Origin of the sequence: Kitasatospora sp. GP82 (assembly GCF_029892105.1) — a bacterium.
Classification (GTDB): domain Bacteria; phylum Actinomycetota; class Actinomycetes; order Streptomycetales; family Streptomycetaceae; genus Kitasatospora.
Window position 1 is genome coordinate 1 of the sequence record NZ_JARZAJ010000014.1, and the last position, 17230, is coordinate 17230.

Genomic DNA, 17230 nt, shown 5'->3' on the forward strand with positions numbered 1-17230 from the left:
TCCGTCGACGGCTTGACCTGCCCAGGGCGTGGCATCCAGGCACCTCCTGGACAGGCAGCCTACCAGCAAAGATCCTTAAGTCACTGGTATTGAGGTTAGGGAACCGGATTTCTAGGGGTGGGCGGGGTGAGAAGAACGATCAGGGAGACTCGGGCGGGACGTCACCTCTTTCCCGGAGCTCCCGGAGCTCCCGGAGTGAGCCGTCAACTTGCTGACACGCGAGGACGGTTGGGCGAATCGTTTCACCGGGTCGGGAGGTTTTACGGTGAACCCATCCGATTTCGGCATTCCTGCCCTGGAGAGGGAACTCCTGATCATGCGTCTTCGCAACGCAGCAGCGGCTGTCACTGCCGCCATCGCGCTCGTCCTGACCATGCCCACCTCGGCCAGCGCGGCCACCGGTGAGTTCACCTACAGGTGGAACGGCCCGACCGGCACGGTCCACCATGGCAAGCTGATCGACCCGGCGAGCCGGGAGTGCATCAACATTCCGGAGGTGGAGGACCCGGCCATCCAGCCCGCCCACACGCCGTGGAACTTCACGGACTCGACCGTCACAGTCTTCACGGACGTCGACTGCGACGGCGACTACTTCAGCCTCAGGCCGAACGGCGGGCACGCCTCCGACCGGTTGAAGTTCCGTTCGGTGGTGTTCTCCTGACCGGGCACTCCTGAGGCCGAACCGGGGTCCTGGGCTCGGCGACCCAGGACCCCGGCGGAGCGGTGCAGGAGGCGGCCGCCTCGGTGCTCGACCCGACAGGCCTGCCAACAGGGGACGTTCACACCGGTATCGGATGCTCCGTCCGCCCCGCGCCCCAGCGGATCGCGGCCGCCCCGGCGAAGTCGCCCGCATGGGCGAAACCGCCCAGCACCACCAGGTCGCCGTCCTTGACCTGTCCCGAGCGGATGGCGCGGTCGAGGACGATGGGGATCGCCGCGCCGAACATGTTCCCGCAGCTGTCGAACGTGTCGGGGTGCCGCTCCTCCGGCAGCCGCAGCGACTCCCGCCAGTTGCGCAGGAAGGTGCGGTTGGGCTGGTTCGTCACGAGCAGGTCGATCTCCGTGGTGGCGACCCCGAGCCGTCGGCACAGGTCCGCGACCACTTCGGGCACCAGGCGGTTGCCGCGCTCCAGGACCTTGGCGACGCTCTCCTCGCTGAAGCCGATCCGAAGCTGGGACTCGCCGGGCTCCCAGTACTTGCGGCCGTCGTCGAGCACCGTGGTCATATCGCCGGCGTAGTCGCCGATATGACGTGTCACCACGTCAAGCACGGGCGCGGCACCCGACGTGGTCACATAGCCCACCCCGCAGCCGTCACCGGGTATCGCGGCCTGGGCGAGCCTGCGTACGTCGGGTTGGGTGAACAGCTGGCCTGCGGCGCTCTGCGCGTTGCAGATGAGGGCGGTTCTGGCGTCGGTGCCGGTGAGGATCTGCCGGGCCAGCTCTAGCATGTGGACGAAGGAGGCGCACCCCGCGTTGGCCACGTCGATCAGCCACTGCGGCTTGAGCCCCAGACGCCGTGCCACCTCGGTACCGGCCCCTACGAACGGTGTGTCCGGCAGCTGGCTGTGCATCAGCAGGACGTCCACGGAGCGGATCTCGTCCGGTCCGTGCCGTTCGATGAGCGGCTGCACGGCGCGCTCGACCATGTCGACGTTGGTCTCGCCCGCCGCCACATGGTGCCGCAGCGGCGGGACCTTGAACATGGGGTTGTCGCGAAGCTTCTCCTCGGCGCCGGGGTACTCGGTGTAGAACTCGGCCGGGACCGGCTCGCCGGGCAGGTAGCCGGCGACATCGGTGAGGCTGACGGTGGTCACTGCGCCGCCGCCGGGCGGGGGGAGGTGCCGACCGGCAGGCCGTGGCGGTGGCGGTGCTCCAGGATCGCCTTCAGGTTCCCCATTTCCACCGTGTGGCCGGCGTAGAACAGGTCCCAGTAGTCGCCCACCCACGGCCGGTCCGGCCGGGGCGCCAGCTCGGGGCGGGGGTTCTCGTCGTAGTACGGGTGGCGGCAGTTCGTCCAGGTGATCACGGAGCCGGGCCGGTCGAACACCAGCTGCGCGGGGACGACCCGCATCAGGTACACCATCCAGAGCTTGTCGCCCTGGTCCCAGGAGCAGTGGAAGTCCACCGTCATGGCTTCCGGGTTGGCCACGACCTTGCAGTAGATGCGGGTCTTCTCCTCCAGCCGGTCGTCTCCGACCCACAGCCCGGGAGTACCGGTCGGGGCGAAGTCCCGCAGGCTGAACGTCCACTCCTCCAGGTGGTGCCCCTGCCGCAGATACTCGTAGGCCAGCTCCGGCGGACAGTCGACGTACTCCTGGATCGTGCAGTACTTCCCGTAGACCTCCTCGTGCGGGTAGGCGCTCCGGGTCAGCTCCGCGCAGCGGGCCACCATGTGTTCCAGTTCGGTGTTCTCCACCCTGGTCAGGCCGGGAATGTCAGCCAACATGTACTGCTCCGCCACGGAATGCTCCGCGCTCATGGGTGCTCTCCTCGCTCTCGGCCGACTCCCGGCCGGGGATGTTCAGGAAGGGAAGGAAGGGGGGTATCTCGGCGGGGTCGAAGTCCAGCGTGACGAAGGCCGGGCCGCTGCCCGCGTTGCTGCGCAGCAGCGCCGCCCGCAGCTGCGCACCGTCGTCGGCCCGGGTCACCTCCAGACCGGGGAACAGACCGGCCACACCCGCCGCGATGTTCGCCGGACGGAACAGATTGCTCGGATGCGGGGCGCCGAGAAACAGCTGCTCGCGGGTGGCGCACATGGCATGGGCGTTGTTGTTGAAGATCACGAAGGTGACGGGTGCGGAGTACTCGAGCGCGGTGTGGACCTCCATGCCGTGCATGAAGAACGCCCCGTCACCGGCGATCACATACGTCCGCTGCCCGGTGGCGAGCGCGGCGCCGATGCCGGCCCCGAAGGTGTAGCCCATGCCGCCCATGCCGACGGCGACGACGAAACGTCCGTGGCGTGGGGCCGGTAGCAGATGGATGGCACTTGCCCCGGCGTTTCCGGCGTCCACGAAGACGTGCGCGTCCGGAGGAAGCGCGGCCTCGACGGCAGCGACCGCCGCGCCGTAGGAGGTGGTGCCGGTGCCGGTGCGCGGGGTCGGCAGGGGCAGCGGGCCCGCGTGCGGTGGAGCCGGACGTGGACCGGGGCCGAGCCGGTTGGCCACCTTGCGCAGGGTGTCCCGCAGATCACCGCGGAGGGCGGTCCCGGGCACGAACGGTGGCTCGGGATCGACGCAGATCACCGGGATGCCGGACAGCGCCTGGTCCAGACCGGCACGGGCCATGGCCGGGAGCCGGGTGCCGACCAGGAGGCAGACGTCGGCCCGCAGCAGGCACTCCGCCACGTTCTGGTGCCCCATCACCCCGGCCACCCCCGCGAACCGGGCATCGCCGTTGTCGAACACGTCCTTGGCGTCCGGGGTGACCGCCACCCAGGCACCGAGTCGCCGCGCCACCTCGTCCAGTTCGGCCCTCGCACCGGACGAGGCCACGCCCTCACCGGCGATGACCAGGACGCGCCCGGCGCCACGAAGGACGTCCACCGCGCCGGCCAGGGCACGGGGTTCCGCTGTCACCACCGGCCGGGCCGGAGCCGGAACGGGAGCCGGGTCCCGGACCTGGAGCAGTGCCTGCTGCACGTCCTTGGGCAGCAGGAGCACCGCCGGTCCCTTGGGGTCGCACTGGGCCGCCGCGATCGCCCGGGACAGCAGCTCCGGGATCGAGTCCGCGTCATCGACCCGGGCACAGAACCGGGTGACCGGCTCGAACAGCTCCCGCGCGTCGAACGAGCCCGCCCTGCCGCTGGAATCCTGGAACGCCCCGCGCCCCTCCAACTGGGTGGGCGGCTGCCCGACGAGGGCCAGCACCGGCACTCGCGAGGCATACGCCTCCGCCAGTCCCGGCACCAGGTTCACCGCGCCGCCTCCCGAGGTGGCCGCGACGACGCCGATGCGTCCGGTGGCCCGAGCCTGCCCGTCCGCCATGGTGACGGCGGAGAACTCGTGCTTGGCCACGACGGTGCGGATCACATCCCCGGTGGTGTGCAGCGCGTCGTACAGGTCCTCGATGTTCGCGCCGCCGACACCGAACACGTGCCGGACGCCGGACCTGGCCAACTCCCTCGCCAGATAGTCGACGAGCCGGACCCCGGTATTCATACGGTGCTCCTGTCCGCCTGGTCGGGCCCCACGATGAGGCCGGACGGCGAGATGGCCTGGAAACGGTGGCGGTACTCGTTCGGGGTCAGCTCCAGCGCTCTGCCGAAGGAGCGGAAGAACGTCTCCGGGGCCGGAAACCCGCAGCGGCGGGCGATTTGGGCGACCGGCAGATCGGTGCTCTCCAGCAGCTTGCGCGCCCGGGCGATCCGCATCTGTTCGATGTACTGGCCGGGCGGCGTACCGACCTCGCGCCGGAAGACCCGGGCGAAGTTCCGCACGCTCATATTGGCCCGCTCGGCGATCTCGGGGACGGGCAGCGGCTGTTCCAGGTTCTCCAGGATCCACTCCTGCGCGGCGCGGATCGGTGCGCGGTCGGCGAGTTGGGCCTCCAGAATCGCGCTGAACTGCGACTGGCCGCCGTTCCGCTTGAAGAAGAGGACCAGGAACCGTGCCACCTCCAGGGCGAACGCCGCACCGTGGTCGGCCTCCACCAGGGCGAGAGCCATGTCTATCCCGGTGGACACCCCGGCCGAGGTCACAAACCGGCCGTCCCAGACGAAGATCGGCTCGCGATCCACGGTCACATCCGGGTACCGCTGGGCCATGTCCGCACAGAACGCCCAGTGGGTGGTGGCGCGCCGCCCCTTGAGCAGACCCGCCTCGGCCAGCAGGAACGCCCCACCGCAGACGGACGCGACCCGGCGCGATCTGGCGGAGGCCCGGCGGATCCACGAGACCAACTCCCGGTTCTCCAAGGCCTCCTTGAGGCTCCAGCCGCCGGGGACGAGCAGGGTGTCGATCGGACCCTCGCCCGCCTCCAGCGGCGCAGCCCCGATCTGCATACCCGAGCACGTCCGCACCAACGGCGCATCGGCCGAGACGAATTCGATCCGGTAGCCGGCATCCGACCCGGGGAGCTGCCGGTTCACGGTGTCGAACACCTCGATCGGCCCCGCTATGTCCAGTGCCTGAGCACCGGGATAGACCACCACCACAACACGTCGCTGAGACACCGTCACAGCCTGTATCCAGTAGGGGATGGCGGCAATGACGGCTTCCTGACGAATTCGGCCATGCATGGTGGCCGAGCGGCGGTGCACCTCGGTTGACCAGGCATGTTCACGGAGAGTCAGGAATGGGTGTGAGATGGGTCATGCCCTTGGCGGCGCCGCCCGGCCAGGGATCCGAACCGCGCCCGCCGAACGGCTCCTGCTCGGGCCCGTCGGCGGCGCGCCCCGTTGACCTGCGAATCCGCAGGTGCTGGCCTGGCCTGACGCCGCGCCGGGCCGACCGGCGCAGCGGCGGGATTCGCGGCGGGCGCGTCGATCGTGCCCCGGTGGGACCACGGCGCTGCACCCCGTGCCGTCCTGCCCGTGAATCGAGATCGAACGTCAAGGACCGGCGAGAGCGGCGAGAGCGGCGAGACCGGCGAGAGCGGGAGTTCGGGGGTGAAGCACGATGCCGTGCTGCGGTGAGATGCGCTACGCGTTCGTTCGTCGGTGCGACGAGTGGCGCGCCCGGCTCACCGAGAGGTGCGCACGGTGGGCCCGCGACGGCTCCAGCCGGTGTTCGCAGTGGAGGCGTGAAGGTTGCGACCGCTGTCGGCAGTGGGCACGCGAGGGCTCCCAGCGGCCCGGCGAGCTGGCGCCGCCGTCGTGGTTCCGGATCGCGATGCCGGCCGGCATCGCCTGGTACCAGGTCGTGGGCGGGGCGTGCCAGGCGTGGTACCGGTTGGCCGGTTGGGCGTGTCGCGGCTTCGCCTGGGCTCTGTACTGCGTGCTCACGGCCGTGTCCGGCGTCCTGTGGTGCGCGCAGCGAATCCGGCGGCGGCACTCCGACGGCCCGGCCGAACCCCAGGGACGGATCAAGCACATCTTCGTACTCGTCCTGGAGAACCGGTCGTTCGACCATATGCTCGGCGTCTCGACGGGGTCGGTCGACGAGGACGGCGGCATCCGTCCCGGAGTCGGCATCGACGCGCTGACCGGTGCACCGACGACGGTCGACGGGCCCCGGAGCCAGAGCAACAGCCATGCCGGCGCCGTCTTCCCGATCCGCGTCGGGGCGCCGTTCGTGATGCCGGTCGATCCACCGCACGAGTTCTGTGACGTGCAGTTGCAGCTCGCTTCGACCGCCATCGCCGGACGCCCTCATGACGACCGGTGCGCCTACTCGGGCGAATATCCGCCGCTCACCGTGGGGGGATTCGTCGAGACCTACGCCAATCAGGCAAGGGTGAAGAACAACGCCGCGGGCCTGGCCGACCTCGGCGCGGTGATGGCCTGCTTCACGCCGCAGCAGGTACCGGTCCTGAGTACGCTCGCCCGCGAGTTCGCCGTCTGCGACCGGTGGTTCTCCGCGCTGCCGGGCCCCACCTGGCCCAACCGCTTCTTCCTGCACGCGGCGACCTCGGGCGGGCTCGACCGCAGCCCCGGCCCCCTGGAGGAGGTCGGCTCCAAACTCGACGGCTACCACTTCGAGAACGGGACCATCTACGACGCGCTGGACGCCAAGGACCTCCCCTGGCGGGTGTACGCGGGGGACGCACTCCCTCAGGTCTCCGCGCTGGCCGGAATGGACCTGCCGACCCTGCTCACCCACTTCCACGGCCTGGACGACCTCGCCGACCACCTGCAGTACGCCGACTTCCCTGCCGCGTACGTGTTCATCGAGCCGAGCTACGGCCATGTGCTCACCCACGGCGCCGACTTCCAGTGCGGCAACAGCCAGCACCCCCTCGACGACGTCACGCGCGGCGAAGCACTCATCAAGTACGTCTACGAGTCGATCCGCCGGTCCCCGCACTGGGAGTCGAGCCTGCTCGTCATCACCTATGACGAGCACGGCGGCTTCTACGACCACGTGCCGCCGCCGGCCGCTGTCCCGCCGGGTGATGTCACCGACCCGGAGAACAACGCCCACGGCTTCCGCTTCGACCGGCAGGGCGTGCGGGTGCCCGCCGTCGTCGTCTCGCCGTGGGTTCCCACCCATCGCATGGCCGGAATCGACGGGCAGAACTGCAACCTCATCGACCACACCCAGTACGACCACGGCTCGCTGCTCGCCACCGTCGAGCAGCTGTACGGTCTGCCGGCGCTCACCCGGCGCGACGGGCTGGCCAACACCTTCGCCCACCTGCTGACCGCCGACGCCCCGCGCGACGCACCCCGCACGCTCCCCGACCCGGCCGTCTCCGGCTTCTCATGCGGGGAGGACGCTCCTGGACCCGGCGGGCCGCCGCTCGGCGGACCACCGCGCGCGGCCGGTGACGCCGCTGGCGCTGCAGCCGCGGAAGCCGCCGATCTGCCGCTCACGGCGACACTGCGCGGATTCGTGCAGACCGCCGCGATCCAGGAGGCACGGCTGCGTCCGGCGGAACGGGAGCAGGTCGGGCAGCGGGCCGGCTCCCTCGGGACCGTCGGGGAGGCGGGGCAGTACCTGGCGGATGTGAGAGGCCAGTTGAGCGGGCGCGGACTTCGCATCGCCGGTCCGCCCGGTGCCCCCGGGCGAGGAGAGCAGCCGAGCTAGACGCACGGTCCCGGGCGGTGTTCTTGGCGAACGCTTTCGCACACAATCCGTCAACAGTGAACACACAGGCCCTCGGAGGGCTTTTGACATGTCGCATGTGCCATTACACTGCGACGGACGGCAACGTACCAGTTCGGGTCTTCATGTCGTCCAGCGGGCTGGTCGCGGCCGGCTACAACACCGTCACCATCGACGACGGCTGGTCGACGATGCACCGGACCGGCCAGTCCGCCAACCCGGTGAAGACCTCGTACGGCTCGCTTCAGCTCTACGACGCCGGAGGCAACCCGGTCAGTGGTACCGACGGCACCGGCATCGACCCCACATCCGGTGACCTGATACCCGCCCCGGCAACTTCCCCTCGCAGACCGTCAATGGACAGACCGTCAACGGGATCCAGTACCTGGCCCGGTACGCCCACGGCAAGGGCATGAAGTTCGGCCTGTACGCCACCGACACGTACACCACCTGCCAGGGGCACCCGGGCAGCCTCGGCCACGAGGCCGCAGACGCGAACGACTTCGTCGCCTGGGGTGTCGACTGCGTCAAGTACGACGACTGCCCCTACGGTCCGCAGATCATCGGCCCCGACGGGCACAACTACTACACGCAGGGCGAGGGGGAGGAACTCACCGAGTCCGTCTACGCCCGGGTGCAGACCTTCCAGAAGGCGCTCGACGCGGCCTCTGCCGCCCAGGGGCGCCCGAAGGTCACCGTCGGCGTCTCCGCCCAGCCCGTGCACACGGGCGTGCCGTACCTGCTCGGTGCCGACGACCCGGCCCGCACCGACCCGGTGATCAAGGCGGCCGGGACGCCCGCCTTCCAGGCCCCCGGCTATGCGCCGACCGGCGTCTGGTGCGGCCAGGTCGCCAACCCGTGCCGGATGGGCGGTGATCGCGACAGCGAGCTGAGCGGCGTCCTCTACAACGGCCAGCTCCAGACCTCGCTGCGGTACCCGGCCAACGTCCGGCCCGGAAGCTGGAACGACATGGACATGATGTTCGCCGGCTGGCAGGACCCCTACGGCCTCTGGGGGACGACGGACACCTGCACCTGCCACAAGCCCTTCACCGACACCGAGTCGCGGACGGAGATGTCGATCCTGTCGATGATGGCCGCCCCGCTGATCTCCGGAGCGGACTTCCGCAACGCGCCCGACTCCGTCCACGGCGACGGTTCCGTGACGTGGTCCACCGGTCTCCCCGTGTCCGGCCTGGCCGTGTACGAGAACCGTGACGTCGTCGCGGTCGATCAGGACAGCCTCGCCAAGCCGGCCACCCTGGTCGGCGGCGCGCCGGGCAGCAGCACCGCACCGGTCGTGCTGAAGCGCCAACTCGTCGGCGGCGACACCGTCGTGCTGCTGGTCAACCAGGACCCGGACAACGCCCGGACCGTCGGCACCAGCCTCGGCGCCCTCGGCCTGACCGGTCCCGGTTACTCCGCCAAGGAGCTCTGGACCGGCACGACCGGTCGGATCACCGGCGACATCAGCGCCTCCGTCGCGCCGCACGGCGTCGCGATGTACCGGCTCACGCCCCTGCCGGCCACCGTGCCGGCGGCGATCGTCGGCGACGGCATGCACCACACCCTCGGCGCCGGCGGCACCGGGGGACAGGTCCTTGAGGTCTCCGGTACGTGCAGCTCCCCGTCGGCCTCCGTCGTGGACATCAACACCTCCGGCGCCTGGGCTCCCGCCCCCGGACGGAACGGGCGCGGGCCGAACCGGCTCCTCCGTCGGCCCGCGCGAGCCTCGACCGGATCCGGACATGAGGTCCACAGGCCTTGCACCGGGTTCTCCTGCGAGTGTTTCATCGGATCCGAATGGTCGCTGTATTCAGCGGAGGTGTCGATGAGTCAGGCCGATGACGGTCAGCAGCGTCCCGGGGGCGATCCGGGTGCCCCCGACACGTACAGCACCGGGGTGCTCAGCCATGAGCGGCCGACCGAGCTGAAGCGCCTGCGGGCGCTGGAACGCATGTCCGATGCCTGGACGCAGCGGGTCTTCGCGGAGCGGGGGCTGCGTGCCGACTGGCGATGCCTGGAGCTGGGAGCCGGCGCGGGAAGCATCGCCCGCTGGCTGTCCGCACAGTGCCCCGACGGCAAGGTCGTGGCGCTGGACATTGATACGCGCTTCCTGGATACGCGCGGCCCGGACGCCGGGCGGGCCCGGAACCTCGACGTCGTGCAGTGCGATCTGCGGGACGTCGCGTTCCCGCCCGCTTCCTTCGATCTCGTCCATGCCCGCGCGCTGATGATGCATCTGCCGCACCCTGAGGAGATCATCGCCAAGGTCGCGCGATGGCTGGCCCCGGGCGGCTGGCTGGTCCTGGAGGATCCCGTCAACTTCGCCACGGACTCCTCTCCGCACCCGGCCTGGCGGCGCATCATGCGCGCTCTGGAGGACACCCTGTCCGCCCAGGGAAGCGATCTGACCTGGGCTCGCCGCCGACAGCCGGCGATCCTGGCGGAGGCCGGACTGGTCGAACTCGGCCTCGCCGTGCAGCCGATGCTCGTCGGAGACGGCGGAGCCGTCGACGACTTCATGCGGCTCTTCTTCGAGCAAGCCGGCCCCGAACTGATCGAACGGAACAGGGTCACCTCGGAGCAACTGGCAGAGGGCTTGGCACTGTTGGACGATCCTCGGTTCCTGGACATCGCCCACTGCTATCTCATCGCATGGGGGCGCCGGCCCTCCGCGTGAGTTCCATGCACCCTCGACCCGGCATCGGAGACCGACGGAACGACCGTTCTTCGAGGTGGTACCCCCCGGGCGCCCGGCGGGCCGAAGTCCCTGCGCAGGATGGCAGACTGCCCGAGGATGGCCGGATGTTGCACTAAGTGATGCGCCGGAGGCGCAGTGTGTCGGTAGTCTCTGGGCATGACGATCGCCACCGAACCCATCGGGAGCCTCCCCCGCACTCCGGAGCTGCTCGCCGCTCTCCAGGAACACGCCGCCGGACGTATCGACGATGCGGCGCTGGCGGACCGGCAGCAGGAGGCTGTCAAGGACACCATCGCCCGTCTGGAGGATCTCGGCTCGCCGGTGGTCACCGACGGCGAGCAGGCCAAGACGAGCTTTGTGACCTACCCGCTGGAGGGGCTGACGAACCTGGACCCGGCAGGGGTCGTCATCCCCTTCGCCGACGGCCACATCAGGCAGCTCCCGCGCCTGACCGCCGGTCCGTTCCGCTACGGCAGGAACGCCGACGCCTATCTGACGACCGCTCAGGCGCATGCGACCGTCCCCGTGAAGCAGGCGGTGATCGCGCCCTCCGCCCTCAGTCTGGTCTATCCGGCCGAGGGCATCGACGGCTACTCCCGTGATCGGTTCCTCGCCGACCTCCTGGACGAGGCGGAGACGGATATCCGCCGCTGCCTGCGGGCCGGGGCCCACCAGGTGCAGATCGACTTCACCGAGGGCCGCCTGGCGCTCAAGCTCGACCCCTCGGGTGGACTGCTGGACTCCTTCGTCCGTCTCAACAACGAACTGCTGGGCCGTTTCTCCGAGGCCGAACGCTCCCGCATCGGCGTGCACACCTGCCCCGGCGGCGACCGGGACTCGACCCACAGCGCCGATGTCGACTACGCCCTGCTGCTGCCGCGGCTGTTCGCCCTGCGAGCCGGTGCCTTCTACCTGGAACTCGCCGCGGAGCCCGACCCGCGCCGGGTGCTGGACTTGGTCGCCAAACACGCGGATGAGGAGAGCAGGATCTACGTCGGCGTCACCGACCCGATCGACCCCCGGATCGAGAGCGCCCAACAGGTCAGGGACCGGGTGCTGCTCGCCGCGCAGTACATCGACCCCGAGCGGCTCGGTACCTGTGACGACTGCGGATTCGCGCCGTTCGCCGACGATGGTTCCACCTCCCGCGAGACCGCCTTCGCCAAGATCGCGGCACGTATCGAGGGCACGGCTCTCGCGGCAGCCGAGCTCGGACGCTAGGACGGACCGAAGCGCCTCACCGTGGCACTTCGGTCCGTCCTGCCCGCAGGCACACGGTGCCGCTGATCTGCGGCACCGTGTGCTCAGCGTGTCAGGGCAGGTAGTACATCGGGTTCGGGATCTTGAAGGTCCTCTCGGCGTGACCGCCCGACAGGTCGCTGTACTGGTCGCCGAAGTTGGCGACGATCTGGTAGCCCAGGCTCTCGATGTGGGCCCTGGTACCGGACTTGTACTGGATGACCGTACAGGTCGCGCCACAGGGCAGGTACGGCGGGGGAGTCGCCGTGTTCTTCAGGAACATGTGGGAGGGGTCCTCCGTGGCCGGGAATCCGACCGCGGCGAGGTTGGCCGTGGTGGCCGCACGCTGCGTCTCGGGACGGCCGGTCACGTAGAAGACCTCGTAACCCTGCTGCTTCGCCCAGCTCGCCAGCGTGTTCATCCCGAACACGGCCGGCATGGTCTTGGTGGCGATGTACTTCGCGTTGCCGGCCGGGTTGTAGACGAACGTCGTCTCCAGCTCGTAGTTGTACGTCGAGAGCGAGGTGTCGTCCACGTCGAGGACGATCGCCTTCTTGCCGCTGCGGTCGTGCCGTATCTTGCTCTCCAGGTACTTGTGTGCCTGGTTCTCGATCGACCTGACCTGCGCGGCGTAGTTGCTGTCCGGCGATGCCCAGTGCTCACCGTTGGCGTCCACCGTGTCGCCGTAGTAGGCCTTGATCTTGCTGACCTCGTCGGTCATGTTGGTGATCTGCCGGTCGGTCCGCGGCGCCGACGAGTCGGCGACCGCGAAGCCGCCGCCGGCCACCGCGCCGCCCACGACCACACCGATGGCGAGGGTGGAGAGCGTCTTGGAGCGGTTTTTGAGGGTCTTTCCGAGCATGAGGATCTGCTCCTTCTACCGCAGGGCGGAGGAGTGTGCTTCACCCGTAGCCGGTCTGGTGGCTACGGCGCCCCAGACCGTACGGGCGAGTAACACGGCTGGTCAAGGGGACTCTATGCGCGTCGTCTACGCGCGGTGCGCAGGGTATCGGAAATTTCCGGCAGTATGCCTCATTCCGCAGCCATCTCCGGCTCCGCCCGCACAGCCTGACGGACCATCAACTCACGCCGCGGGCGCCCACAGCGGCTGTGCGGGAGCAGTGAGCAGTGAGCGGCGAACAGGGCCCCGCGTCCTGGATCGCCTCACGGGCAAGGTCGATCAGAAGCCGGTGCTGAGGATCCGCCGGTACTGGTTCGCATCCCGCGCCCCCGGAAACCGGCAGGCCGTCCCCACGATCGTGACGTCAGCACGCCGCGCTCCTGCTGAACCCGTCATGGAATCCTTGGCCGCCGCAGATGTCATCCCGTGAGGGCCAGCCGCTCACGCCACCAGTCCACCGTCGCCTTGACCTGCTCATCGACGGGGGTGGCTCGTACCGCGAATTCAGCCTCGTAAGCGCTTGAATCGGCTACGAACGGACGGTCGAACTGGTAACGGATCTCCTTCAGTTCGCGGATCAGCGGGGAGAAGACCGACGCGACACCCAGCACGACCGGTGAGAGCCTGCGCACCGCGACCGGCCCCGTTTCCGACTGAGCGGCAAGGCGGTCGACCATCTCCCGGGTGGACAGCGCGGGCTCCGTCGGGACGTGCCAGGCCCGTCCCCAGGCTCGTTCCTCGCCCGCGACCTCGACCAGAGCCCTGGCCACATCAGGGAGATAGCTCCAGCTGTGCGGGGCGTCCGGATCCCCGAGTGTGGAGACCGGCTTGCCGCGCAGCACTCGTGGCACGACCCGCGCGGCCAGGTGCCCGCCATCGGTCACGCCGGGCCCGAAGAAGTCCGAGGCCCGCACCTCGGCCGCCTTGATACGACCCTGCTCGTGCAGTTTCTGCGCCTGCTCCCAGACGGCGGAGCGCACCCTGCCCTTGGGGCCGGTCGCCGCGAGCGGCAGCTTCTCGGTCATGGGACCGTCCACCGGACCGTAGCCGTAGAGGTTGCCCAGCATGACCAGGACGGCCCCGGTCGCCTCGGCCGCCGCGCAGACCGACGAGGCCAGCGGCGGCCATTCACTCGCCCAGCGATGGTAGGGCGGTGCGGCGCAGCTGTAGATCGCGGCCGCGCCCTGCGACGCCTCGATCAGTCGCTTGCTGTCTGTCGCGTCCAACGCGACGTGCTCGATGCCGGGCTCCGGGCTTCGGCCCGACTTGGTGACGACCCGTACCGAGTGACCCTGCTCGGCCAGCAGCCGAGCAGTGGCCGCCCCGGCGGGCCCGAATCCTATGACGACATGAAGGTTCACGCACGCACACTAGCGCGCGAGTGTGTGCTGCTCTTATGTCAGGTGTGCGCACCCCGGAGGCCGGCGACCGCCGGGCCTGACTGATCATCGCCGCCCACGCCCAGCCCCGCCTCGCCCGCCCGCCGAAGACCTCAGACGCCCCTGGGAACGGCCGCTGCCTCAGCGGCAGGCTTCGGAGACACCTTCGAGCCAGTCACGGATCGCGCCTCGCTGCTCCGGTGTGAACGCAGCTTCCAGTTCGGCTTCACGGCGGTCGACGGCGATGCGAGCCGCTGCCAAGCGCGCCCGCCCGGACTCGGTGACATAGATCTGGTGAGTGCGCCGATCGGACGGATTCGGGCGCCGTTCATGCTGATCGCACTCTCCGGAGCAGCCCTGCTGGTGACCGCCTTGCGTCCTACGCGAAAGCCCACGGATCCGGTACCGGAGCCGGCTGACATCCCGGAGTCAGCCGCTCGGTGACCAAGCCCCCCACCCGATCGAGGAGTCCGTTGGCAGGTGGGCGGTCCGAGGTGTGATTACAAATGGGAGAAGTACTCCTGCACTGCAACGATGGGGCTTGTCGAGAGTCCTGTCGGCTGCGCGGAAAGAAGCACTTCTCAGGTCGGCACCCTCGCGGCGAACGGGAAGCGGGCCCTGGCCGCGGGCTCCGCACCGCCCGTGCCGAAGTGCGCGAGTACGTATGGAAGTTGGCTCCATGGTCGCCGTCCCGGGCTCTGGACGCAGGTCCGCGAGCGGTGGTGCTTCAGTTCCCGGGCAGCCTTGCCGGGGCGGTGCCGAAGGACGGCGGCGCGTCCTGGGGTGTGCTGCCCCACGCCGGATTCGGGTCGGCGCTCAGGGCGTACTCCAGCCTGCCGCCGCGCAGGACGAACTCCTCACCCACCCAAGGGCGTTGCGAGCTGTGGCCGTCGGTCTTCAGTGCCTGGACGTACGGGGTGGCGGCAGAGGCGTTCGGTGCGCTGATGTCGAGGGTGGCGCCGTTGCCCCGGTGGATGGTGATGGCGGGGAAGAGGGGGCTGGCGAGGACGAGTTCGGCGCGGCCCGGTGCCTGGGGGTACATTCCGAGGGCTGCCCACACCGCCCAGGAGGACATCTCCCCGAGGTCGTCGTTGCCGACCTCGCCGTCGGGTGCATCGGAGAACAGTGTGGTCAACGCGCGGCGTACGACTCCCTGGGTCCGGTCGGGGCGGCCCGCGTAGTCGTACGCCCACGGGGTGTTGAAGGAGGGCTCGTTGCCCAGGAAGGCGTACGGGGAGGAAGGCCCGTCGTTGAGTTCGGTGAAGAAGCGGTCCAGTCGGGACACCACGGCGTCGTTGCCGCCCATCGCGTCGAACAGAGCGCGGTGGTTGTAGGGGACCATCCAGGTGTACTGCGCGGCGCTGCCCTCGACGAACCCGTTCTGCTGGCTGGGGCTGAACGCGGGCCAGCTGCCGTCCGCATTGCGTGGCTGGAGGTAGTGGCTGTCGCTGTTGAAGAGGTTGCGCCAGTTGTCCGAGCGCCCGAGGAAGGCATGGTGGGTGGCGCTGTCGCCGAGCCGGTGGGCGAGTTGGGCGAGGGCGAAGTCGGCGGTGGTGTACTCGAGTGTGGTGGCCACCGAATCCGGCGCCCGGTAGGTGTCCGCCGGCAGATAGCCCTGCCGGTCGTACAACGCGTGGCCGGGGCGTTCGCGGTCGTCCCTGCTGCCGTTCACGGCGAGCCCGAGCAGGCCCTGGGCGTCGAAGTCGGTGCCGCCGAACGCGTGGATGCCGGCGGCGATGACCGGCAGCGGGTCGCCGACCATGACGCCGGTGCCGCCGTCGGCCAGCGTCCAGCGGTCGAGGTAACCGCTTTGGGTGCCCTGGGCCACGATCGACTGAGCGACGTCCGAGGCCTCCTGCGGGGCCAGCAGGGCGAGCAGTTGTGCCTGCGAGCGGTAGACGTCCCAGCCCGAGAAGTCCGCGTACTGGACGTGCCCGGGGCGGACCCTGTGCATCAGGCCGTCGAATCCCGGGTAGCGGCCGTCGACGTCGCTCAGGACGCTCGGGTGCAGCAGGGAGTGGTAGAGCGCGGTGTAGAAGGTGCGGGTGTCCCCGGTGCTGCCGCCGCCGACGGCGATCCGGCCGAGCAGGCCGTTCCATGCCGTGCGGGCCGCGTCCCTGATCTCGTCGAAGCCGGCCCCGCCCTGCTCGGCGCGCAGGTTGGCCCGGGCGCCCTCGGCGCTGACGAAGGAGATGCCGACCCGGGCCGTGACGGTGCGGCCGGCCGACGTGTCGAAGGAGACCAGGGCCAGTGCGTCGGAGGCGGGCGTCGCGTCGTCCGAGCTCTCCCCGGCCGCGTACTTGCGCGTGGTGTCGAGTCTGCCCGCGGTGACGATGCCCGAGGTGGCGAACGGCCGGTCGAAGACGGCGGTGAAGTAGATCCGGTAGTGGTTGTCGGCACCGCAGAAGCCGCCGCTCTCGGTGTAGCCGGAGAGGGAGTCGGTGCCGATGGACACCGAGCCGCTCGCCTTGTTGAACGCCCTGCCCGCATCGACGGCCAGGGATGCGCGCCGGCCGGCCGGGTAGGTGAAGCGCGCGATACCCGAGCGCTGGGTGGCCGCCAGTTCGGTCTTCAGTCCGTTGCCGAAGGTCACGGTGTACGACCCCGGTGCCGCCGACTCGTCTGCGTGCGAGAAGTCGTAGTGGTCCACCGGATCGCTGCCCGCGATCGGCAGGAAGGGAACGTTTCCGTAGTCCCCGCAGCCCGCCCCCGAGAGGTGGGTGAGGCTGAAGCCCCTGATGCGGTGGTCGTCGTAGAAGTAGCCGCCGGGCTGGTAGGTGACGGTGTCGGGGCTCCACTGGAGCATGCCCAGGGGAGCCGCAGCCCCCGGGAAGGTGTTGCCCGCGCCGCCGCCGGTTCCGAAGTCGGGGCCGCCGGGTCTCGTGCCGACGAACGGATTGACGTACTGCGCCGGATCGCTGACGGTGGTTCGGCCGCTGCTCGGCAGCGGAGCCGCGGCCTCGGCCGGCGCGGCCGGCGCAGCCGTCACGCCTGCCAGCAGCGCCGCGCAGCTCACAAGCGCCAGGACGCCGGATCTCCGGAGCGAGCGGATGGACCACACGGTCCGCGAAACACCCATGCTGCCTCCTGCCGTCGGCCAGCGGTCGCCCTGGCGTGGTGGACGCATTGTGGGTCCGGGATCCGCAACGCCTGGACGGCGACAGGCCACAGGTACCCCGACCGGCCCAACCGGGGCCGGGCGGACGGGGTACGTCAAGCGGCCCGGCGAAGAGCGCGGCAAACCGGCGGAGACAGCCGGTACGGCATGGGTGACGGTCCGTCAGTCCGAAGGTCGCCC

The 17230-nt window shown here is 69.8% G+C and carries 12 protein-coding genes; 5 read left to right on the plus strand and 7 right to left on the minus strand.

The genetic code is table 11. From position 1 onward, the window contains the following. Window positions 1–316: 316 nt before the first annotated feature. A complete protein-coding gene (locus P3T39_RS16320; RefSeq protein WP_280698387.1) occupies window positions 317–661 on the plus strand; it encodes a hypothetical protein in 345 nt (114 codons plus the stop codon). A gap of 118 nt (window positions 662–779) precedes the next feature. Here P3T39_RS16320 and P3T39_RS16325 read toward each other — a convergent pair whose 3' ends face one another. From P3T39_RS16325 to P3T39_RS16340, 4 genes are read right to left on the minus strand one after another with little or no spacing between them, the layout of a single operon-like run. Beyond that, window positions 780–1817, minus strand: a complete 1038-nt coding sequence (locus P3T39_RS16325; RefSeq protein WP_280698388.1) for a ketoacyl-ACP synthase III family protein — start codon at window positions 1815–1817, stop codon at window positions 780–782. After that, window positions 1814–2482: an SRPBCC family protein gene (locus P3T39_RS16330; protein WP_280698389.1), complete on the minus strand. Its 669-nt coding sequence runs from the start codon at window positions 2480–2482 to the stop codon at window positions 1814–1816. Before P3T39_RS16330 ends, P3T39_RS16325 begins: the two co-directional genes overlap by 4 nt. Further along, a complete protein-coding gene (locus P3T39_RS16335; protein ID WP_280698390.1) occupies window positions 2439–4163 on the minus strand; it encodes a thiamine pyrophosphate-binding protein in 1725 nt (574 codons plus the stop codon). The genes P3T39_RS16330 and P3T39_RS16335 overlap by 44 nt, the downstream gene beginning before the upstream one ends. Continuing rightward, complete coding sequence (locus tag P3T39_RS16340) at window positions 4160–5176, minus strand: GlxA family transcriptional regulator (RefSeq protein WP_280698391.1); 1017 nt, start codon at window positions 5174–5176, stop codon at window positions 4160–4162. The genes P3T39_RS16335 and P3T39_RS16340 overlap by 4 nt, the downstream gene beginning before the upstream one ends. A gap of 658 nt (window positions 5177–5834) precedes the next feature. On the opposite strand from P3T39_RS16340, the gene P3T39_RS16345 reads away from it, so the two are divergent. The 4 genes from P3T39_RS16345 to P3T39_RS16360 all read left to right on the plus strand — a co-directional run bounded on the left by P3T39_RS16345 (window position 5835) and on the right by P3T39_RS16360 (window position 11634). Further along, window positions 5835–7691: an alkaline phosphatase family protein gene (locus P3T39_RS16345; protein ID WP_280698392.1), complete on the plus strand. Its 1857-nt coding sequence runs from the start codon at window positions 5835–5837 to the stop codon at window positions 7689–7691. A gap of 95 nt (window positions 7692–7786) precedes the next feature. After that, window positions 7787–8125, plus strand: coding sequence for a hypothetical protein (locus P3T39_RS16350; protein WP_280698393.1), 339 nt, complete (start codon window positions 7787–7789; stop codon window positions 8123–8125). Further along, window positions 8122–10392 carry a methyltransferase domain-containing protein gene (locus tag P3T39_RS16355; protein ID WP_280698394.1) on the plus strand — a complete coding sequence of 757 codons (2271 nt, stop codon included), beginning with the start codon at window positions 8122–8124 and terminating at the stop codon, window positions 10390–10392. The genes P3T39_RS16350 and P3T39_RS16355 overlap by 4 nt, the downstream gene beginning before the upstream one ends. A gap of 177 nt (window positions 10393–10569) precedes the next feature. Continuing rightward, window positions 10570–11634, plus strand: a complete 1065-nt coding sequence (locus tag P3T39_RS16360) for a cobalamin-independent methionine synthase II family protein (RefSeq protein WP_280698395.1) — start codon at window positions 10570–10572, stop codon at window positions 11632–11634. A gap of 91 nt (window positions 11635–11725) precedes the next feature. Here the strand turns inward: P3T39_RS16360 and P3T39_RS16365 are convergent, their stop codons facing one another. The 3 genes from P3T39_RS16365 to P3T39_RS16375 form a co-directional block, all read right to left on the minus strand. Further along, a complete protein-coding gene (locus P3T39_RS16365) occupies window positions 11726–12514 on the minus strand; it encodes an HAD family acid phosphatase (protein ID WP_280698396.1) in 789 nt (262 codons plus the stop codon). A gap of 458 nt (window positions 12515–12972) precedes the next feature. Beyond that, window positions 12973–13914: an NAD-dependent epimerase/dehydratase family protein gene (locus P3T39_RS16370; protein WP_280698397.1), complete on the minus strand. Its 942-nt coding sequence runs from the start codon at window positions 13912–13914 to the stop codon at window positions 12973–12975. 745 nt (window positions 13915–14659) lie between these two features. Next, a complete protein-coding gene (locus tag P3T39_RS16375) occupies window positions 14660–17011 on the minus strand; it encodes a GH92 family glycosyl hydrolase (protein WP_280698398.1) in 2352 nt (783 codons plus the stop codon). Window positions 17012–17230: the final 219 nt, after the last annotated feature.

What these genes read in the sequence shown, in the direction of transcription:
- P3T39_RS16375 (WP_280698398.1), bottom strand. Translation starts at nt 17,011, where the DNA reads ATGGGTGTTTCGCGGACCGTGTGGTCCATCCGCTCGCTCCGGAGATCC.
- P3T39_RS16360 (WP_280698395.1), top strand. Translation starts at nt 10,570, where the DNA reads ATGACGATCGCCACCGAACCCATCGGGAGCCTCCCCCGCACTCCGGAG.
- P3T39_RS16350 (WP_280698393.1), top strand. Translation starts at nt 7,787, where the DNA reads ATGTGCCATTACACTGCGACGGACGGCAACGTACCAGTTCGGGTCTTC.
- P3T39_RS16365 (WP_280698396.1), bottom strand. Translation starts at nt 12,514, where the DNA reads ATGCTCGGAAAGACCCTCAAAAACCGCTCCAAGACGCTCTCCACCCTC.
- P3T39_RS16320 (WP_280698387.1), top strand. Translation starts at nt 317, where the DNA reads ATGCGTCTTCGCAACGCAGCAGCGGCTGTCACTGCCGCCATCGCGCTC.
- P3T39_RS16345 (WP_280698392.1), top strand. Translation starts at nt 5,835, where the DNA reads ATGCCGGCCGGCATCGCCTGGTACCAGGTCGTGGGCGGGGCGTGCCAG.
- P3T39_RS16335 (WP_280698390.1), bottom strand. Translation starts at nt 4,163, where the DNA reads ATGAATACCGGGGTCCGGCTCGTCGACTATCTGGCGAGGGAGTTGGCC.
- P3T39_RS16330 (WP_280698389.1), bottom strand. Translation starts at nt 2,482, where the DNA reads ATGAGCGCGGAGCATTCCGTGGCGGAGCAGTACATGTTGGCTGACATT.
- P3T39_RS16355 (WP_280698394.1), top strand. Translation starts at nt 8,122, where the DNA reads ATGAAGTTCGGCCTGTACGCCACCGACACGTACACCACCTGCCAGGGG.